Genomic DNA, 19,218 nt, shown 5'->3' on the forward strand with positions numbered 1-19,218 from the left:
GCCGCAACGGCTCGTCTAAGGACAACGCGGTTTCGCGACCGGAGGCGGGGCGAGACCGAACTGAATGGGGCAGGGCGTCAGCCAGGCCCGACAGGAACCCGGGGGAACCCCAATGTTGAACGGACTAGAGGCGGCTTTCTTCTACCTCTTCGCCTTTATCGCTGTGGCGTCGGCCTTCATGGTCATCTCGTCGCGCAATCCCGTGCATTCGGTTTTGTACCTGATCCTGACCTTCTTCAATGCGGCCGGGCTGTTCCTGCTTACCGGCGCCGAATTCCTGGCGATGATCCTGCTCGTCGTCTATGTCGGCGCGGTCATGGTGCTGTTCCTGTTCGTCGTCATGATGCTGGATGTCGACTTCGCGGAACTGAAGAGCGGCGCCTTGCAATATGCGCCAATCGGCGCGCTGGTTGGATTGATCCTGGCAGCCGAGCTCATCGTCGTGCTCGGTGGCTACACTTTTGCACCGCAGCTCGCCACGACGGTTGCGCAGAAGACGCCAGACATTGCCACCCGCACCAATACGGCAGCGCTCGGCGACATCCTCTATACGGATTACCTCTATTACTTCCAGATATCGGGTCTGGTGCTTCTGGTCGCCATGATCGGCGCGATCGTGCTGACGCTGCGCCATAAGCCGGGCGTCAAGCGGCAGTCGATCGCCGAGCAGGTCGGCCGCACGCCGGCGACGGCCATCGAAATCAAGAAAGTCGAGACGGGGAAGGGCATCTGAGATGACCGTCGGCATCGCACATTACCTCACGCTTTCGGCGATCCTGTTCACGCTCGGCGTGTTCGGCATCTTTCTGAACCGCAAGAACGTCATCGTCATCCTGATGTCGGTGGAACTGATCCTGCTTGCGGTGAACATCAATTTCGTCGCCTTCTCGGCGGCGCTGGGCGATCTCGTCGGCCAGGTCTTCGCGCTGTTCGTGCTGACAGTGGCGGCGGCTGAGGCGGCGATTGGTCTTGCCATCCTGGTCGTCTTCTTCCGCAACCGCGGTTCGATCGCGGTCGAAGACGTGAACATGATGAAGGGTTGAGCGAAGCTATCATGTATCAGGCAATCGTCTTTCTTCCTCTCATCGGCTTTCTGATCGTCGGGTTGTTCGGCAATTCGCTGGGCGCCAAGGCATCGGAATACATCACCTCGGGTTTCCTGGTGATCGCGGCGGCACTCTCCTGGGTGGCCTTCTTCACGGTCGCGCTGGGCTCGGGCGAAGCTTTCACCGTGCCGGTTTTGCGCTGGATCCAGTCGGGCGCGGTCGACGCCTCGTGGGCGCTGCGCATCGACACGCTGACCGCCGTCATGCTGGTGGTGGTCAACACCGTCTCGGCCTTGGTGCACATCTACTCGATCGGCTACATGCACCACGATCCGAACCGGCCGCGTTTCTTTGCCTATCTGTCGCTGTTCACCTTCGCCATGCTGATGCTGGTGACGTCGGACAATCTCATCCAGATGTTCTTCGGCTGGGAAGGCGTCGGTCTGGCGTCCTATCTGCTGATCGGTTTCTGGTACAAGAAGCCGTCCGCCAACGCCGCTGCCATCAAGGCTTTCGTCGTCAATCGCGTCGGTGACTTCGGCTTCGCGCTGGGCATCTTCGGCGTCTATATGCTATTCGGTTCGGTCAATCTGTCGACGATCTTCGCCAACGCCGCTTCGTTCGCACCCGCAGGCCATGATGCTGCTGCCGCCGCGACGGCACATGGCGAGACCGTGCTGACCTTCCTCGGCTATGCACTGGACAAGGGCGCGGCTCTGACCGTCGTCTGCCTGCTCCTGTTCATGGGCGCGATGGGCAAGTCGGCGCAGGTGCCGTTGCACACCTGGCTGCCGGACGCCATGGAAGGCCCGACGCCGGTTTCGGCGCTGATCCACGCAGCGACCATGGTCACCGCCGGCGTGTTCATGCTGGCGCGTCTGTCACCGCTGTTCGAGCTGTCGCACACGGCACTCACCGTGGTGACCTTCATCGGCGCCATCACTGCCTTCTTCGCGGCCACCGTCGGCCTGGTGCAGAACGACATCAAGCGCGTGATCGCCTATTCGACCTGCTCGCAGCTCGGCTACATGTTCGTGGCGCTCGGCGTTGGCGCGTATGGCGCAGCGATCTTCCACCTGTTCACGCACGCTTTCTTCAAGGCCTTGCTGTTCCTGGGCTCGGGCTCGGTCATCCACGCGATGTCGGACGAGCAGGACATGCGCAACATGGGCGGCATCCGCAAGCTGATCCCGACCACATATTGGATGATGGTGATCGGCACGCTGGCGCTGACCGGCGTCGGTATCCCGGCAACGGTCATCGGTACCGCCGGGTTCTTCTCGAAGGATGCCATCATTGAAAGCGCTTTCGTCGGCCACAACTCGGTTGCGATCTTCGCCTTCACGCTGCTTGTCATCGCAGCCTGCTTCACCTCGTTCTACTCCTGGCGTCTGATCTTCATGACCTTCCATGGCAAGCCGCGTGCAAGCCATGACGTCATGCATCATGTGCATGAATCGCCGCCGGTGATGCTGGTGCCGCTGTTCATCCTGGCAGTCGGCGCGATTGCCGCGGGCTTCCTCTTCCATGACTACTTCATCGGCGAGGCCTATGCCGAATTCTGGAAGGGCTCGCTGTTCACGCTGCCGGACAACCACATCCTGCATGACATGCATGGTGTGCCGATGTGGGTGAAGCTGTCGCCGTTCGTTGCCATGGTGGTCGGCTTCCTGGTCTCGTGGAAGTTCTACATCTCCTCGCCGCACATGCCTGTCGCACTGGCACAGCGCCATCGCGGCCTCTACGCCTTCCTGCTCAACAAGTGGTATTTCGACGAGCTCTACGACTTCCTGTTCGTGCGGCCGGCCAAGCGTCTCGGCTACTTCCTGTGGAAGAAGGGCGACGGCGCGGTCATCGACGGCCTCGGACCTGACGGCGTCTCGGCCCGCGTGGTCGATGTCACCAACCGCGTGGTCAAGTTGCAGACCGGCTATCTCTATCACTATGCCTTCGCCATGCTGATCGGCGTGGCGGCACTCGTCACCTGGATGATGCTCTGATGACCGACTGGCCAATTCTCTCCACGGTCACCTTCCTGCCGCTCGTCGGCGCGCTGCTGATCCTGTTCATTCGCGACGACAGCGAAGCAGGACGTCGCAACGTGCGTGCGATCGCACTGTGGACGACCATCATCACCTTCCTGGTGTCGCTGCCGATCTGGATCTATTTCGACAACTCCAGCGCCGGCTTCCAGTTCGTCGAGAAGACGAACTGGCTGGATAGCGGCATCTCCTACCACATGGGCGTCGATGGCATCTCGATGCTGTTCGTCATCCTGACGACCTTCCTGATGCCGCTCTGCATCCTGGCGTCGTGGAACTCGGTGGAGAAGCGCGTCAAGGAATACATGATCGCGTTCCTGATCCTGGAGACGCTGATGATCGGCGTGTTCTGCGCGCTCGACATCGTGCTGTTCTACGTCTTCTTCGAAGCCGGCCTGATCCCGATGTTCATCATCATCGGCGTCTGGGGCGGCAAGCGACGCGTCTACGCCTCGTTCAAGTTCTTCCTCTATACGCTGCTCGGTTCGGTGCTGATGCTGCTCGCCATCATGGCGATGTTCTGGCAGGCCGGCACCACCGACATCCCAACGCTGCTGACGCACAATTTCCCGGCCAATATGCAGACTTGGCTATGGCTAGCCTTCTTCGCATCCTTCGCGGTGAAGATGCCGATGTGGCCGGTGCACACCTGGTTGCCGGATGCGCACGTCGAGGCACCGACGGCCGGTTCGGTCATCCTGGCCGGCATCCTGCTGAAGATGGGCGGTTACGGTTTCCTGCGCTTCTCGCTGCCGATGTTCCCGCTGGCCTCCGAGTTCTTCGCGCCGATGGTGTTCGCGCTTTCGGTGGTGGCCATCATCTACACCTCGCTGGTGGCGCTGATGCAGGAAGACATCAAGAAGCTGATCGCCTATTCGTCGGTCGCCCATATGGGCTTCGTCACCATGGGCATCTTCACGATCAACCAGGAGGGCGTGCAGGGCGCGATCTTCCAGATGCTCAGCCACGGCCTTGTGTCGGGCGCACTGTTCCTGTGCGTCGGTGTCATCTACGACCGCCTGCATACCCGCGAGATCGCTGCCTATGGCGGCCTGGTCAACAACATGCCGAAATACGCCACGGTGTTCCTGATCTTCACCATGGCCAATGTCGGCCTGCCGGGCACCAGCGGCTTCGTCGGCGAATTCCTGACCATGCTCGGCGCTTTCAAGGTCAACACCTGGGTGGCGTTCTTCGCCGCCACCGGCGTCATCCTGTCGGCGGCCTATGCGCTGTGGCTCTATCGCCGCGTCATCTTCGGGGCGCTGACCAAGGAAAGCCTGAAGGGTATGCTGGACCTGTCGCTGCGCGAGAAGGTGGTGATCTACCCGCTTGTGGTCCTGGTCATCTTCTTCGGCGTCTATCCGGCGCCGGTGTTCGACGCCACGGCCGCTTCGGTCAAGTCACTCGTCACCAACGTCACCGCATCCATCGGCTCCGCGCAGACCGCGGCGGCGCACTGAGTAGAGCATCATGACCACGGATCTTATCTCCAGCCTTTCGCTCACCACGCCGGAGCTGATCATCGCCATCGGTGCGCTGGTCCTCCTGATGGTTGGCGCTTATTCGCGCGAAGCTTCGAGCGGAGCCATCACCGGGCTTGCGGTTGCGATCCTGATCGTTGCCGGCGGCTGGATGCTGTTCGTCTCGGGCGAAGGCAACGCCTTTGGCAGCGCCTTCGTACAGGACCCGTTCGCCCGCTTCATGAAGCTGCTCTCGCTGGTCGGCTCCGCGGTCACACTCATCATGTCGGTCCGCTTTGCCAAGGCAGAGCGTTTCGACAAGTTTGAGTATCCTGTGCTGATCCTGCTCTGCACGCTCGGCATGATGCTGATGATCTCGGCCAACGGCATGATCGCGCTGTATCTCGGGCTCGAACTGCAGTCGCTGGCGATCTACGTGCTGGCTGCCATCAACCGCGACAACGTCCGCTCAACGGAAGCCGGCCTGAAGTATTTCGTGCTCGGCGCGCTGTCGTCTGGCATGCTGCTCTACGGTATCAGCCTGGTCTACGGCTACACTGGCAATGTCTCCTTCGAGGCGATTGCCTCGGCGCTCGGACAGGGTGAGCGTCAACTCGGCCTGGTCTTCGGCCTGGTCTTCGTGCTTGCCGGTCTTGCCTTCAAGATCTCCGCCGTTCCGTTCCACATGTGGACGCCCGACGTCTACGAAGGCGCCCCGACCCCGATCACGGCGTTCCTGGCCGCCGCGCCGAAGATGGCTGCGATGGCGCTCATCGTGCGCGTGACGATGGGAGCTTTCGAGCCGATCGCCAAGGACTGGCAGCAGATCATCGTCTTCATCTCGATCGCCTCGATGGCACTCGGTGCTTTCGCCGCTATCGGCCAGACCAACATCAAGCGCCTGATGGCCTATTCCTCCATCGGCCACATGGGTTATGCGCTGGTCGGTCTCGCAGCCAACTCACAGGCCGGCGTGCGCGGCGTCGTCATCTATATGCTGATCTATCTGGTGATGACGCTTGGCACCTTCGCCTTCATCCTGGCCATGCGTCGCAACAACGAGAATGTCGAAAAGATCAGCGATCTCGCCGGCCTCTCCTCCACCAATCCGGCGATGGCCACCATCCTCACCATCCTGATGTTCTCGCTGGCCGGTATTCCGCCGCTCGCGGGCTTCTGGGGGAAGTGGTACGTGTTCCTGGCAGCCATCAACGCCAATCTCTATGCACTGGCGATCATCGGCGTGCTGGCTTCGGTGGTGGGCGCGTTCTACTACCTGCGCATCATCAAGATCATGTGGTTCGATGAGCCGGTCGGCGGCTTCCAGCCGATGGCCGGCGAACTGCGGCTGGTGCTGGGCGTTTCCGGTGCCTTCGTGCTGTTCTACGTGCTGATCGGCGGTCCGATCAGCGCTTACGCAGAAGCCGCGGCGAAGACGTTCTTTTGATGGGCTTCACGCTGGCGCCGACTGCGGCTTCCCAGGGCTATCGCCTCGAAGCGCATGACAGCGTCGGTTCCACCAATGCGCTGGCGCTGGAGCACGCCCGTGCCGGCGATCCGGGCAAGCTCTGGGTCGTTTCCAGAAAACAGGAAAGCGGACGCGGGCGTCGAGGGCGTGCCTGGGCGACGCTTGAAGGCAATCTCGCCGCTACGCTGCTCGTGGTTGTGGAAGGCGAATTGCGCACGGCTGCAACGCTCGGCTTCGTCGCCGGGTTGTCGCTGGCGGATGCGCTCGATGCAGTCGTGCCCAAGGGACGCGTCGCTGTCGGACTGGATGGTGCGAGTGCCGGTCGTAACCGTTTCGAACTGAAATGGCCCAACGACGTGCTGGCTTCCGGCGCCAAGCTTTCCGGCATCCTGCTGGAATCGGCGTTGTTGGATGGCGGCCGGTTTGCGGTGGCGATCGGCATCGGCGTCAATGTTGCTACACATCCGGAGGGGCTGCCTTATCCAGCCACGTCGCTGAAAGCTCTGGGCGCGACCTGCGATGCCGAGACCCTGTTCCTGGCGCTGTCTGACGCCTGGGCAGAAAATGCACGGCTGTGGGCTGAGGGGCGGGGGCTTGATGCCGTCCGCCAGCGTTGGCTCGAGCGAGCGGCGGGGCTTGGCGGCGAGGTCGCGGTCAGAATCGATGGCGATGTCGTGCGCGGCATCTTCGAGACCATTGACGAGGACTGCCGTTTTGTGATCCGCGAAAGCGGAGGACGCATGATAACAGTTGCCGCCGGCGACGTGCATTTTGGCGCGGTGGCTTCGACTGCCGCGCAATAGCTTCCGCGGCGCGAGTTACGCGCACGATGGAACGAAAGGAGAGACTGGATGGCGAAAGCGGATAACGCCGAACTCGTGTTCGTGCCGCTGGGCGGTGTCGGCGAAATCGGCATGAATTTCGCCCTCTATGGCTACGGTCCCGCCAACAACCGCGAATGGATCGTCATCGATGTCGGCGTCACATTTCCGGACCCGGCCCATCCGGGCGTCGACCTGATCCTGCCGGACACCCGCTTCATCGAAGACAAGCTCGCCAACTTGCGCGGCATCGTCATCACGCACGCGCATGAGGACCATTATGGCGCTTTGCACGATATCTGGCCGAAGCTGAAGGTGCCGGTCTGGATGACGCCATTTGGCGCCGGTCTCCTGGAAGCCAAACGTCAAGGCGAGGCCGACGCTCCGAAGATCCCTGTGACGGTCTACCGGGCAGGAGAGAAGTTCACCGTCGGGCCTTTCGAGATCGAGGCGATCCCGGTCGCGCATTCCATTCCCGAGCCGATGTCGCTGGCAATCACAACTCCGGCCGGTACTGTGATCCATACCGGCGACTGGAAAATCGATCCGGCGCCGTCGATCGGCCCGAAGACTGACGAAGCACGTTTCCGCGCTTATGGCGACAAGGGCGTTCTTGCGCTGGTGTGCGATTCCACCAATGCGCTCAGGGACGGGGATTCGCCTTCCGAGCAGGAAGTCGGCGCAAGCCTGAAAAAGCTGATCGAGGAGGCCAAGGGCCGTGTCGCCATTTCGACCTTCTCGTCCAACGTCGGGCGCGTGGTGGCGATCGCGCGTGCCGCTCGCGATGCGGGCCGACAGGTGCTGGTGCTAGGCCGTTCATTGAAGCGCGTCATCGATGTGTCGAGCGAACTGGGTTACATGGATGGGCTGCCGGAGTTCATCGGCGAGGAAGACTACGGCTTCATTCCGCGTGAGAACCTTGTCATCATCTGTACCGGCAGCCAGGGCGAGCCGCTGGCGGCTCTTGCCAAGCTCTCACGTGACGAGATGAAATCGGTCGCGCTGACTGCCGGCGATACGGTCATCTTCTCGTCGCGCACCATTCCCGGCAACGAGAAGGCGATCCTCGAGATCAAGAACCGCCTCATCGATCTCGGCATGAAGATCATCGAGGACGGCGATGCGCTGGTTCATGTGTCCGGCCATCCGCGCCGCAGCGAACTGAAGCGTATGTACGAGTGGGTGCGGCCTGAAATCGGCGTGCCGGTGCACGGTGAGGCCGCGCATCTGGTGGCGCAGGGATCGCTGATGTCGATGTCGGGCATCCGCCAGGTCGCGCAGGTGCGCGACGGCGATATGCTGAGGCTCTATCCGGGGGCTGCCGAAGTCGTCGACCAGGTGCCGTATGGCCGCGTCTACAAGGACGGCAAGCTGGTCGGCACCGACGAGGCGATGGGTATCCGTGAGCGGCGCAAGCTGTCCTTTGCCGGCCATGTCGCGGTCAATGTCGTGCTGGACGACAAGTATGAGCTCGCCGGCGATCCCGACCTTGTTGCCATCGGCGTGGCCGAGGCCGACGCTGCGGGCGAGCTTCTGGAAGACATCATGCTCGACGCGGCCGTTGGTGCGGTTGACTCCATCCCCCGCCAGCGCAGGAAAGACCTCGATCTGGTCCAGGAATCTGTACGGCGTGCCGTGCGCGCCGCCGCCAACGAGACCTGGGGCAAGAAGCCGCTGGTGACGGTGTTTGTGACGAGGTGAAAAAGGGATAGGCAATCGGCAGTCGACGGCTGAATGTCGTTTGCTGAACTGGCTTGGAGTCTTGATGCTCGGACGATTGAATCATGTTGCGATTGCCGTGCCGGATCTGGCCGCGGCCAGTGCGGTCTATCGCGACACGCTGGGTGCCAGGGTAACGTTGCCGCAGGCGCTGCCGGAACATGGCGTGACCGTCGTTTTCATTGACCTCGGCAACACCAAGGTCGAGCTGCTCGAACCGCTCGGCGAGAACTCGCCGATTGCGGCCTTCCTCGAAAAGAACCCGTCCGGCGGCATGCACCACGTCTGCTACGAGGTGGACGACATCCTTGCGGCCCGCGACCGGCTCAAGGCCGGAGGTGCGCGCGTGCTGGGTGACGGCAATCCGAAGATCGGCGCCCATGGCAAGCCGGTGCTGTTCCTGCATCCGAAGGACTTCGCCGGCACGTTGGTGGAGCTCGAACAGGCATGACTGGAGGCAGCATCACCCCGTGGGACTGGATTTCCATGGTCGCAGTCTACTTCGTGGTATGGTGGATCACGCTGTTCGCCATCCTGCCGTTCAGCTTCCGTCGGCAGGACGAGGAAAACGAAGTGGTGCTGGGCACCACGGCCAGTGCGCCCAAGAAACCCCGGTTCCTTTACGTTATCATCTGGACAACGATCTGGGCCTTCATCGTCCTGGGTGCTTACTACGGAGTGACTGCCGGCCTCGGCTGGACCGTCGATGACATTCCGCAGATCCTGCCCAAGTTCGATTGAGCCGGACAGCTTCCGGTGACTTTGCTGCGGCGCAGCATGAAATCTTCGCCGATGATTTTTTGACCAGCCTCGCAGTGGCGTGGATGAGGGGCCTGGCATGGCCATTTTTGACAATGTCATGACACTCGCGTGACGTTGCGTTCGCCATTGGATAGGCGGCAAGGGAGACCAATACCCCGTCAAGCATGGTCAGAAAAGCTGAGTAAATTCGGAAAGAAAATCCGGGCTGAACAGCAGACAAATACCGGCTGTCTGTCCTGAGCCGGCTTCACGGATTGCGTCATCGAATGAGGTCAATTTGCTGATTGCACAAAAAAAATGCAAGGCACGAAGCCTTGCAATTTAAACGCGTCCGATCTGCTTTCCGTTTCCGGCGGCTGCGAGTTACCGCGCCTAGATCGCATCCTCCCAAGACTTTGACCGCGCAGGAGAACAGGTCTTTAACCCGTCCTCTCGGTTATGTTGTCACAGTAGAACAGCGCGCATGAAAATGTCACGTTAAATTTTACGTCTAAACGTACTTTCCTGTGCTGCATTGCACAATAAAACGGCTTGGCTTGCTTAAGGAAAGAACAGCTTTTACCGGCGCGCACTTGCCACGGACACGCGGGTTTTCATTCCGCCATGAAATGGCTATGAAGCCCTTGCATTGAAGCCTGCTAAGCGCCGATTCCGGCGCGGCCTTCCTCATTTACGGACCAGCCCATGCGTTTGTCGCGCTACTTCCTGCCCATCCTGAAAGAAAACCCCCGCGAGGCCGAGATCGTCTCGCACCGCCTGATGCTGCGCGCCGGCATGATCCGCCAGCAGGGGCAGGGCTCCTTCACGATGCTGCCACTGGGCAAACGTGTGCTCGACAAGGTCTGCGCCATCATCCGGGAAGAACAGAACCGCGCCGGCGCGCTGGAAATCCTGATGCCGACCATCCAGTCGGCAGAGCTGTGGCGCGAAAGCGGCCGCTATGATGCGTACGGCAAGGAGATGCTGCGCATCAAGGATCGTCAGGATCGTGAACTGCTCTACGGTCCGACCAACGAAGAAATGGTCACGGAGGTCTTCCGTTCCTACGTCAAGTCCTACAAGGACCTGCCGCTCAACCTCTACCATATCCAATGGAAGTTCCGGGACGAGGTGCGCCCGCGTTTCGGCGTCATGCGCGGCCGCGAGTTCCTGATGAAGGACGCCTACACGTTCGACCTCAACTATGAGGGCGCCAAGGCTGCCTACTACCGCATGTTCGTGTCGTACCTGCGCACTTTCACCCGCATGGGCCTGAAGGCGATCCCGATGCGTGCCGATACCGGCCCGATCGGCGGTGACCTTTCCCACGAATTCATCATTCTGGCGGAAACCGGCGAAAGCCAGGTGTTCTGTCACAAGGACTTCCTGTCGCTGCCTGTGCCCAGCGAAAACGTCAACTATGAGAACGATGCCGAAATCGCCGGCATCGTTCAGGAGTGGACGACGCCTTACGCGGCGACCGATGAGATGCATGACGAAGCCGCCTGGGACAAGATCGCCGACGGCGAGCGTCTCTCCGCACGTGGCATTGAAGTCGGCCACATCTTCCACTTCGGCGATAAGTACTCGAAGCCGATGGGTGCCAAGGTGCAGGGGCCGGACGGCAAGGAACATAACGTTTCCATGGGTTCCTACGGCATCGGCCCGACGCGCTTGATCGCTGCGATCATCGAGGCGAGCCACGATGACGCCGGTATCATCTGGCCGGAGAGCGTAGCGCCGTTCGACATCGCGCTGATCAACATGAAGGCCGGCGATGCCGATTGCGACCGCACCTGCGACGAGCTCTATGCCGCGCTGACGGCGGCCGGAAAGGATGTTCTGTACGATGATACCGACCAGCGCCCTGGCGGCAAGTTCGCCACCGCGGACCTGATCGGTCTGCCCTGGCAGGTCATCGTCGGACCCCGCGGCGTCGCCGCCGGTGAGGTCGAGATCAAGAACCGCAAGAGCGGCGAGCGTGAAACGGTGCCGCTGGCGACCGCTCTACAGCGCCTGGGTGCTGCTGCATGAGCCAGACGGCGGCAGCCAAGCCGGCAGGCGCCGGACCTTTTTCGGGTTTCGAGCGCATGGTGGCATGGCGCTATCTGCGTTCGCGCCGCAAGGAAACGGTGATCTCGGTCATCGCCTCGATCTCCTTCCTCGGCATCATGCTCGGTGTCGCGACACTGATCGTCGTGATGGCGGTGATGAACGGTTTTCGAGCCGAGCTGCTGTCACGCATCCTCGGCATCAACGGCCATCTCATCGTGACGCCGGTCGATCTGCCACTGGAGGATTATGCCGAGCTTGCCAAGCGCATCAACGGCGTTCCCGGTGTCAAATATGCCATTCCGCTCGTCGAAGGCCAGGTCCTGGCGCAGGGCAATGTCGGTTCAGGCGGCGGTGCGCTGGTGCGCGGCATCCGCGGTGAGGACCTGGGCAAAATCATGCTGGTCGCCAACAACATCAAGCAGGGCTCGATCGTCGGTTTCGACACCGCCGGCGGCGTCGCCATCGGCCGCCGCATGGCCGAGAATCTCGGCCTTGTGCTGGGCGACACCATCACGCTGATCTCGCCGGATGGCGACGTCAGCCCGCTTGGCACCACGCCGCGGCTGAAGGGCTATCCGGTGACAGCGATCTTCGAGGTGGGCATGTCGGAGTACGACACCTCGATCGTCTACATGCCGTTCTCGGAAGCGCAGATGTACTTCAATTCGGAAGGCAAGGCGCAGAGCCTCGAGGTTTATCTCGACAATCCCGATGATGTCGAAGCGATCAAACCCAAGGTCGAAGAGGCGGCGCAGCGGCAGATCTATCTGACCGACTGGCGCCAGCGCAACCAGACCTTCTTCTCGGCGCTGCAGGTCGAGCGCAATGTCATGTTCATGATCCTCACGCTGATCGTGCTGGTGGCGGCGCTGAACATCATATCCGGCCTCGTCATGCTGGTGAAGGACAAGGGGCACGACATCGCCATCCTGCGCACCATGGGCGCGACGCGTGGCGCTGTCCTGCGCATCTTCCTGATGACCGGAGCCGCGATCGGCGTGGTCGGTACCGTCGCCGGCGTCCTGCTCGGCGTTCTCATCTGCCTCAATGTCGAGCGCATCCGCGAGTTCTTCTCATGGCTGTCAGGTACGGTCCTGTTCAACCCCGAGCTTTATTTCCTCAGCCAGCTGCCGGCCAAGATGGACGGGGGCGAGACGCTCTCTGTCATCGTCATGGCACTCGTGCTCTCCTTCATCGCAACGCTGTTCCCGGCCTGGCGGGCGGCGCGGCTCGATCCTGTTGAAGCGCTGAGGTACGAGTGATGGCCGAGCCGGTGCTGGAACTGAAAAGCGTCGAGCGGCACTATGTGCAAGGCCCGCGCAAGCTGACCATCCTGAATGGCGCCGACTTCACGTTGCGGCGCGGCGAGATGGTGGCGATGGTTGCGCCGTCGGGTACCGGAAAATCGACACTCCTGCACACCGCAGGCCTGCTCGAGCGGCCTGATGGTGGCGATGTCATCCTGTCCGGCAGAGCCTGTGGACGGCTATCGGATGACGAACGTACGGCAATCCGCCGCAATGACATCGGCTTCGTCTATCAGTTCCATCATCTGCTGCCGGAATTCTCGGCGCTCGAAAACATCATGATGCCGCAACTGATACGCGGCCTGTCGAAGCCGGAAGCCGCCAAGCGTGCGGCGCAATTGCTGGACTACATGCAGATCGGAAAACGCGCGCAGCATCGGCCGGCGGAGCTGTCGGGTGGCGAGCAGCAGCGCGTCGCAATCGCGCGCGCCGTGGCCAATGCCCCGTTGGTGCTTCTGGCGGACGAGCCGACCGGCAATCTGGATCCTGCGACGGCGTCTTATGTCTTCGACGCGCTGGAGGCATTGGTCAGGCAGTCTGGGTTGGCCGCCATGATCGCCACCCACAACCACGAACTCGCCGCCCGCATGGATCGTCGCGTGACGCTGGCCGAGGGCAAGGTCGTACCGCTGTAAGGAAGGGACACTTGGTTTCCATGGACTCCTACGGCATCGACCCGACCCGCCTGATCGCTCTGCAACACCTGGATGTCGCTGCATGAGCCAGACGGCGGCAGCCAAGCCGGCAGGCGCCGGACCTTTTTCGGGTTTCGAACGCATGGTGGCATGGCGCTATCTGCGTTCGCGCCGCAAGGAAACGGTGATCTCGGTCATCGCCTCGATCTCTTTCGTCGGCATCATGCTGGGTGTCGCGACGCTGATCGTCGTGATGGCGGTGATGAACGGTTTTCGAGCCGAATTGCTGTCACGCATCCTCGGCACCAACGGTCATCTTATCGTTTCGCCGGTCGATCTGCCGCTGGAGGACTATGCCGAGCTTGCCAAGCGCATCAACGGCGTTCCCGGTGTCAAATATGCCATTCCGCTGGTCGAGGGCCAGGTGCTGGCGAAGGGCAATGTCGGTTCAGGCGGCGGCGCGCTGGTGCGCGGCATCCGCGGCGAGGACCTCGGCAAGGTCACGCTGGTGGCCGACAACATCAAGCAGGGCTCGATCGCCGGTTTCGACACCGCCGGCGGTGTCGCCATCGGCCGCCGCATGGCCGAGAATCTCGGCCTTGTGCTGGGCGACACCATCACGCTGATCTCGCCGGATGGCGACGTCAGCCCGCTTGGCACCACGCCACGGGTGAAAGGCTATCCGGTGACAGCGATCTTCGAGGTCGGCATGTCACAATACGATGCCTCGATCATCTACATGCCGTTCTCGGAAGCGCAGATGTACTTCAATTCGGAAGGAAAGGCGCAGAGCCTCGAGGTTTATCTCGACAATCCCGATGATGTCGAAGCGATCAAACCCAAGGTGGAAGAGGCGGCGCAGCGGCAGATCTATCTGACCGACTGGCGGCAGCGCAATGAGACCTTCTTCTCGGCGCTGCAAGTCCAGCGCAATGTCATGTTCATGATCGTCACGATGATCGTGCTGGTGGCGGCGCTGAACATCATATCCGGCCTGATCATGCTGGTGCAGGACAAGGGGCAGGATATCGCCATCCTGCGCACCATGGGCGCGACGCGTGGCGCAGTCCTGCGCATCTTCCTGATGACCGGAGCCGCGATCGGCGTGGCCGGTACCGTCGCCGGCGTCCTGCTCGGCGTGCTCATCTGCTTCAATGTCGAGCGCATCCGTCAGTTCTTCTCATGGCTGTCAGGCACGGTCCTGTTCAACCCCGAGCTTTATTTCCTCAACCAGTTGCCGGCCAAAATGGAAGCCGGCGAGACGCTCTCTGTCGTCGTCATGGCACTTGTGCTTTCGTTCCTGGCGACGCTGCTTCCGGCCTGGCGGGCGGCGCGGCTCGATCCCGTCGAAGCACTCAGGTACGAGTGATGATCGAGCCAGCGCTTAAGCGCCATGCGTCGCCATGTGAGGGCACGTAAGCTGACCATCAGCGCCAGCCATAGCCATGAACTTGCCGCCGGCATGGACCACTGTGTGATATTGCCTGAAGGTCAGCTGGTACGCGGTAACCGGCTGACACCGGCTTGGCGTCCCGCCGTCTGAGACCTTTTTCATGGGGGCGGGCACGGGGCGCCTGTGAATTGCCGGCATAACCGGCGTCCCTTCGATCTCGTCAACCTTTCTTTAACCTTGGCTCCACGCGCCACCCGGAATCGTCCGATGGTGCTGCTTTGTTCCGTTGACTTTAGAACAAAATTAGAACAAATTACGTACATATTAACAACAGGAGCCAGCCATGACCGATTTGATCCAGGACGTTGCCTCTCTTGTCTGCATGAGCGCTTTCCTGGTCTCGATGGCGATGTGGATCGGCGCGATGTGAGGAAATCGTCGCGGCCGGCGGGCCGCGGCCCTATCACCGACGCTTCAGTCGACCACAAAAGACAGACTGCCAGTTTGGCCCGCTACGGACCTTTGGGCAAATCCCATCAGAACCAGCATTCATGAAGTCTAGGCGCGGTGTATCGCTCGTACGCTTGCGGTGATCGCAACGCGCTTTTCTTGGATATGTTCCTGCCTCGCTGCTTCCATAGCGACGATGGGAACCTTGTCAGGTCGTAGAGGCGGAGTTTGCAGGACTTTGCCTTGATCTCCAACTCTACAGGGCTTCAGCCTGCCTTGCGCTGCAACGCGACTTCGGGTGCCTCAGCAGGCCCGAATACGGTCTCGAAGCCTGCCTTCAGGGCGACGTCGAGATCAGCCATTGTCACCGGCAGGCCAAGATCAACCAGCGAGGTGACGCCATGATCGGTGACACCACAAGGAACGATGCCCCCGAAATGCGAGAGGTCCGGTTCGACATTGATGGCGATGCCGTGGAAAGACACCCATTTGCGCAGGCGGATGCCGATCGCCGCGATCTTGTCTTCAGCCGGGGCGCCGTCGAATGATTTTGGTCGGTCGGGTCGCACCACCCAGACGCCGACGCGGTCTTCCCGCCGCTCTCCCTTGACGTTGAAGGCGGCAAGGGTTGCGATGATCCACTGCTCAAGGGCTGCAACAAAGGCGCGTACGTCTTCGCGCCGGCGCTTGAGATCCAGCATCACATAGGCGACCCGCTGGCCAGGACCATGATAGGTGTATTCGCCACCACGTCCGGCTTTGAACACCGGGAAGCGGTCCGGGTCGATCAGGTCGCCTGACTGCGCACTGGTGCCGGCGGTGTAGAGCGGGGGATGTTCGACCAGCCAGATCATCTCGCCCGCAGTGCCCACGCGAATCGCCTCGGCGCGCGCCTCCATGACGTCGAGCGCGCGTGTGTAGTCGACAAGACCGGGCTCGATGCGCCACTCCACCGGCGCGGAGCCGGCAAAAGGCAGGAACGTCGTGGCTATCTGGCTGCGTTCGGTCATGGTGCTCACGGAAAGGCTGGACATCATATGGCGTCAATCCGCGCCGACGTCCAGTTCCGGCGATTGTCCCAGCCGTCTGGGAAATCTCGCAAGTTCGGGAAAGGGGCTGGCATTCGCCGTCCGGTCGAGCTGCGATACCTGCCTGAAATATGTCTCCCGGCTTGCATTGAGGTGAGACCTAAGATTTTTCAGTCGAAATAAATCGTTGAGAACCGCCTGTGAAGCACATGGTGTGGTTGAGGCACATCGCCCTTAGACATCAACACTTCTCACTCTTTCTTATCTCTTCTCACGGTTACGACGCTATATTAAGACGGCCCATGTGATCTCATCGCATATGAAAGGCGACGACGCGAGACAGGAGAGGAGCTGTCGTGCGGATAATGGTTGAGCCGATAGCCAAAGACACTGAAGCGTTTCCGCCTGGTAAACCAGACGAATTTTCGATTGGACACCACGTTCTTCTGAACGCTCTCAGTAACTGCAAAATTAATGGCACAGTGGCAATTTGCATAAATCACTTCGACGCCACGCTCGACAAGAGCAGTTCAAAAGGAAAGGTCTTTCTAGAGACCTAAGTTAGTCGAGGTTGGATACGCGGGTCGAACTTGAAGGAGAAGTCGGGAATATCTTTTTCGCCTCCGCGTTGATTGGATATCGTTGCGGCAGTTCATGCCGAATTTCATGCTGCAGGACTCCTCGAATCCGGTTGAGGCCTGAATAGCTCTACAAGATGTGCTAATGCAGATTGTCTTTGCCACTTCGGATTCGTTTGTCTTGATCGACGCGGTGATGTAAGCGGACTTTGCTTCTGCGGTTACCCCAGCATATTTTAGCATAAAAAGTTTTCTGCCGGCATGGAAACCGGCAGAAAACAAAATGTAGACGGTTCAGCCCGGAGGCACGGATGCCGGAGATCCCGGAACTGTATTTCCGATCAATTGGTTGTTCCCAAAGCTCTGCACATCGCCGCCAACGCCAATAGCATTGCCGGCAATCATCGAACTTCCCACTCGAATTGCAGCAGGGCTGACCGCTTGCAAGCCTATGTTATTGTTCGCGATCGTGGAATCGAGGATGTTCACACTGGTATTTCCACTAGCATTTATGCCGTGGCGATCGTTGTTAGACATAGAAGTATTTGTAATCGCTATTCTAATAGATCCAGATCCGCTATTGGCAACATTTATACCTAAGTCGTTATTGTCGATCGACGAATTTTTGATTAAGGCAGAGATGTTCGTTGCTCCAGTTGGCAAAAAGAGAATGCCGTGGCCAACGTTCGTTGCGCCATTTCTGAATATCTTGGTGTCGTTGATGACCACGCTCACGTTACCGCTAGATGGCGAGATCATGACACCATTTCCGTTGCCGGAACCTCCAGCTGTAAAGCTCTGAATGATGGCGTCCTCAATGATTAGGGTCTCGCCTTGCAGAAATCGAACGCCATTGATCCCAGGTGAGGTCGAAGGCGAGCCATTGATCGATAGACCTCGCAAGGTCACCGCAGCATTCGCGCCGTTCACGATAACGCCGTTAGTGGAAGATGAGAGGATGCTCCCAAAAGTACCTGTGCAATCGATTGTCATAGACTTTGTAATTGTGACTGCCCCGAAGCCGGCTGGATCTAAGCAGTTTATCTCACCACCAGTGGCGGTTTTGGATATTGCTCCAGCAAATGTTTTGCATGGAGCGGTGCGACTACAAGGGTTGGCATCATCACCTACTCCAGAAACCCAAGTGCGCGTTGCTTGAGCCGAAGCATAAGTCGCAGTAAGAAGCGCGCCTGCCGCAAACGCAGCAAACGCCAGAAAGACGTTGAATCTAGTCATTGGAATCCCCCCAAATAAACTATCACATAGTACTGCGAGTCCAACTTTCTGACAATGGTAACTGGCGGATCGAGAGAAGCCTCGGCCTTTTGTGTTTCTTGAGGAATGTAGGCCCAAAATTCTCACATTATACCCAAAGAAGCAATTATAGAGATCGTTCTCCCAACGTGTATACGCTGGATGAACAGTCTCGATCCGATCGGCTTTCAATTGAATGCTGGGATCGATTTTCTTGGCTAGGTAGCTTTGCTGCCGCTGTCATCATGTCGTTGTCATCGAATAAGATGGTTCTTTCTCTGAAATCATTGCACTGCTTTATGGAGTGCAGAAGATATCTGCAGGGTCGAGCATTAGACGTCCTTGTGTCGTTAGACTAGGGCCTCCTAACTAGTTAGGCCGCCTGAGTCACAGAGAGCTCGTAATGGGATTGGAGGCGATTGGGATTATTCTGGGACAGCGCTGCAACGGCCTTTTCGAAGCCTGTTAAGAATTTGTCATGTTCAGATCTGCCTGGATAAACTTGAATACTATCATCATGATTTTATGGTGTCGCGATCGCGTGGTTTAAGCCTTTGCCGCTAGCGTACAATCCAGCGGTTCAGGATCGAAAGTGCGCAAGTGATCGCGATTGACCAAATGACGTCGAAGCTACGCTGCAACTGCTCGCTAGCATCAATTGGTAGAAGACTTAGTTGGCCAATGCCGGAGGTACAGGTAATAGGAGATCAGTCCGACGAAGCGGATAGCTTTGCCGCCCATTTGATTGCCTGTAGTTGTCGCATGCTTCGGTAAGTAACGATCCAATAACGGCAGGGGGGGGCGAAAAGCGCAATTTCGCGGCCCTGAAGCATGGCGAGGTGGAGGATGTCACTCTTAGGCCGATTGTGACGGTGGCCTTGGATGCGAGTGATTAGAAATCCTAGGCACCGAAGGTAAGCGCCCTCTTTGGATTCACGTCAACCGTTCATGCGCAATCTGCGGGTGCGGCACCGATGTGCAGGATCATAACTAGTCAATCCAGTGCATCGGGAAAGCGCCAGCAGACAGTGCTTTTTTCTACAAAAAATGGTGCGGTCGAGAAGACTCGAACTTCCACGGGTTGCCCCACAGCGACCTCAACGCTGCGCGTCTACCAATTCCGCCACGACCGCACGTGGTAGGAGCCGGAGTGGACCGGCCCGCGGCGTGTAGCAAATCGTTTCCGGCGAAACAAGGCCATCTCAAGCAATAATCGCA

15 protein-coding genes and 1 tRNA gene are annotated in these 19,218 nt (G+C 59.6%); 13 read left to right on the forward strand and 3 right to left on the reverse strand.

What is annotated here, in order from left to right; all coding sequences use genetic code 11:
• Window positions 1-112 precede the first annotated feature (112 nt).
• The 13 genes from ACFWYE_RS00535 (at window position 113) to ACFWYE_RS00595 (ending at window position 14,666) form a co-directional block, all read left to right on the forward strand.
• On the forward strand, window positions 113-733 hold the full coding sequence (locus tag ACFWYE_RS00535) for an NADH-quinone oxidoreductase subunit J (RefSeq protein WP_326892756.1): 621 nt from the start codon (window positions 113-115) through the stop codon (window positions 731-733).
• Window position 734: 1 nt separating this feature from the next.
• The gene (gene nuoK, locus ACFWYE_RS00540) at window positions 735-1,043 is read left to right on the forward strand and encodes an NADH-quinone oxidoreductase subunit NuoK (protein WP_054308100.1); all 309 of its coding nucleotides are present in this window, start codon (window positions 735-737) and stop codon (window positions 1,041-1,043) included.
• 11 nt (window positions 1,044-1,054) lie between these two features.
• Complete coding sequence (gene nuoL, locus ACFWYE_RS00545; RefSeq protein ID WP_379073001.1) at window positions 1,055-3,046, forward strand: NADH-quinone oxidoreductase subunit L; 1,992 nt, start codon at window positions 1,055-1,057, stop codon at window positions 3,044-3,046.
• Window positions 3,046-4,551, forward strand: a complete 1,506-nt coding sequence (locus ACFWYE_RS00550; RefSeq protein WP_379069641.1) for an NADH-quinone oxidoreductase subunit M — start codon at window positions 3,046-3,048, stop codon at window positions 4,549-4,551. The genes nuoL and ACFWYE_RS00550 overlap by 1 nt, the downstream gene beginning before the upstream one ends.
• Before the next feature lie 10 nt (window positions 4,552-4,561).
• On the forward strand, window positions 4,562-5,998 hold the full coding sequence (gene nuoN / locus ACFWYE_RS00555; RefSeq protein WP_379069644.1) for an NADH-quinone oxidoreductase subunit NuoN: 1,437 nt from the start codon (window positions 4,562-4,564) through the stop codon (window positions 5,996-5,998).
• Window positions 5,998-6,822, forward strand: coding sequence for a biotin--[acetyl-CoA-carboxylase] ligase (locus ACFWYE_RS00560; protein ID WP_379069647.1), 825 nt, complete (start codon window positions 5,998-6,000; stop codon window positions 6,820-6,822). Before nuoN ends, ACFWYE_RS00560 begins: the two co-directional genes overlap by 1 nt.
• Window positions 6,823-6,870: 48 nt before the next feature.
• Entirely contained in the window at window positions 6,871-8,541 is a 1,671-nt protein-coding gene (locus ACFWYE_RS00565) for a ribonuclease J (RefSeq protein WP_379108953.1), read from the forward strand.
• 64 nt (window positions 8,542-8,605) lie between these two features.
• The gene (mce, locus tag ACFWYE_RS00570) at window positions 8,606-9,010 is read left to right on the forward strand and encodes a methylmalonyl-CoA epimerase (protein WP_379069653.1); all 405 of its coding nucleotides are present in this window, start codon (window positions 8,606-8,608) and stop codon (window positions 9,008-9,010) included.
• Complete coding sequence (locus ACFWYE_RS00575) at window positions 9,007-9,300, forward strand: DUF1467 family protein (RefSeq protein WP_379069656.1); 294 nt, start codon at window positions 9,007-9,009, stop codon at window positions 9,298-9,300. Before mce ends, ACFWYE_RS00575 begins: the two co-directional genes overlap by 4 nt.
• Before the next feature lie 705 nt (window positions 9,301-10,005).
• Window positions 10,006-11,334, forward strand: coding sequence for a proline--tRNA ligase (gene proS / locus ACFWYE_RS00580; protein ID WP_379108955.1), 1,329 nt, complete (start codon window positions 10,006-10,008; stop codon window positions 11,332-11,334).
• Entirely contained in the window at window positions 11,331-12,617 is a 1,287-nt protein-coding gene (locus ACFWYE_RS00585) for a lipoprotein-releasing ABC transporter permease subunit (protein ID WP_379108957.1), read from the forward strand. Before proS ends, ACFWYE_RS00585 begins: the two co-directional genes overlap by 4 nt.
• A complete protein-coding gene (locus ACFWYE_RS00590) occupies window positions 12,614-13,297 on the forward strand; it encodes an ABC transporter ATP-binding protein (RefSeq protein WP_379069664.1) in 684 nt (227 codons plus the stop codon). The genes ACFWYE_RS00585 and ACFWYE_RS00590 overlap by 4 nt, the downstream gene beginning before the upstream one ends.
• An 82-nt stretch (window positions 13,298-13,379) precedes the next feature.
• Window positions 13,380-14,666 (forward strand): lipoprotein-releasing ABC transporter permease subunit, encoded by a 1,287-nt coding sequence (locus ACFWYE_RS00595; RefSeq protein WP_379069666.1) that lies wholly within the window; start codon window positions 13,380-13,382, stop codon window positions 14,664-14,666.
• Between the two features lie 740 nt (window positions 14,667-15,406).
• On the opposite strand, the gene lipB is transcribed toward ACFWYE_RS00595, so the two are convergent.
• The 3 genes from lipB to ACFWYE_RS00610 form a co-directional block, all read right to left on the reverse strand.
• On the reverse strand, window positions 15,407-16,150 hold the full coding sequence (lipB, locus tag ACFWYE_RS00600) for a lipoyl(octanoyl) transferase LipB (protein WP_379109728.1): 744 nt from the start codon (window positions 16,148-16,150) through the stop codon (window positions 15,407-15,409).
• A gap of 890 nt (window positions 16,151-17,040) precedes the next feature.
• Window positions 17,041-17,982: a right-handed parallel beta-helix repeat-containing protein gene (locus ACFWYE_RS00605; RefSeq protein WP_379108958.1), complete on the reverse strand. Its 942-nt coding sequence runs from the start codon at window positions 17,980-17,982 to the stop codon at window positions 17,041-17,043.
• A gap of 1,066 nt (window positions 17,983-19,048) precedes the next feature.
• Window positions 19,049-19,133, reverse strand: a tRNA-Leu gene (locus ACFWYE_RS00610).
• Between the last annotated feature and the right edge of the window lie 85 nt (window positions 19,134-19,218).

The organism is Mesorhizobium sp. NPDC059025, assembly GCF_042739655.1.
Classification (GTDB): Bacteria; Pseudomonadota; Alphaproteobacteria; order Rhizobiales; family Rhizobiaceae; genus Mesorhizobium.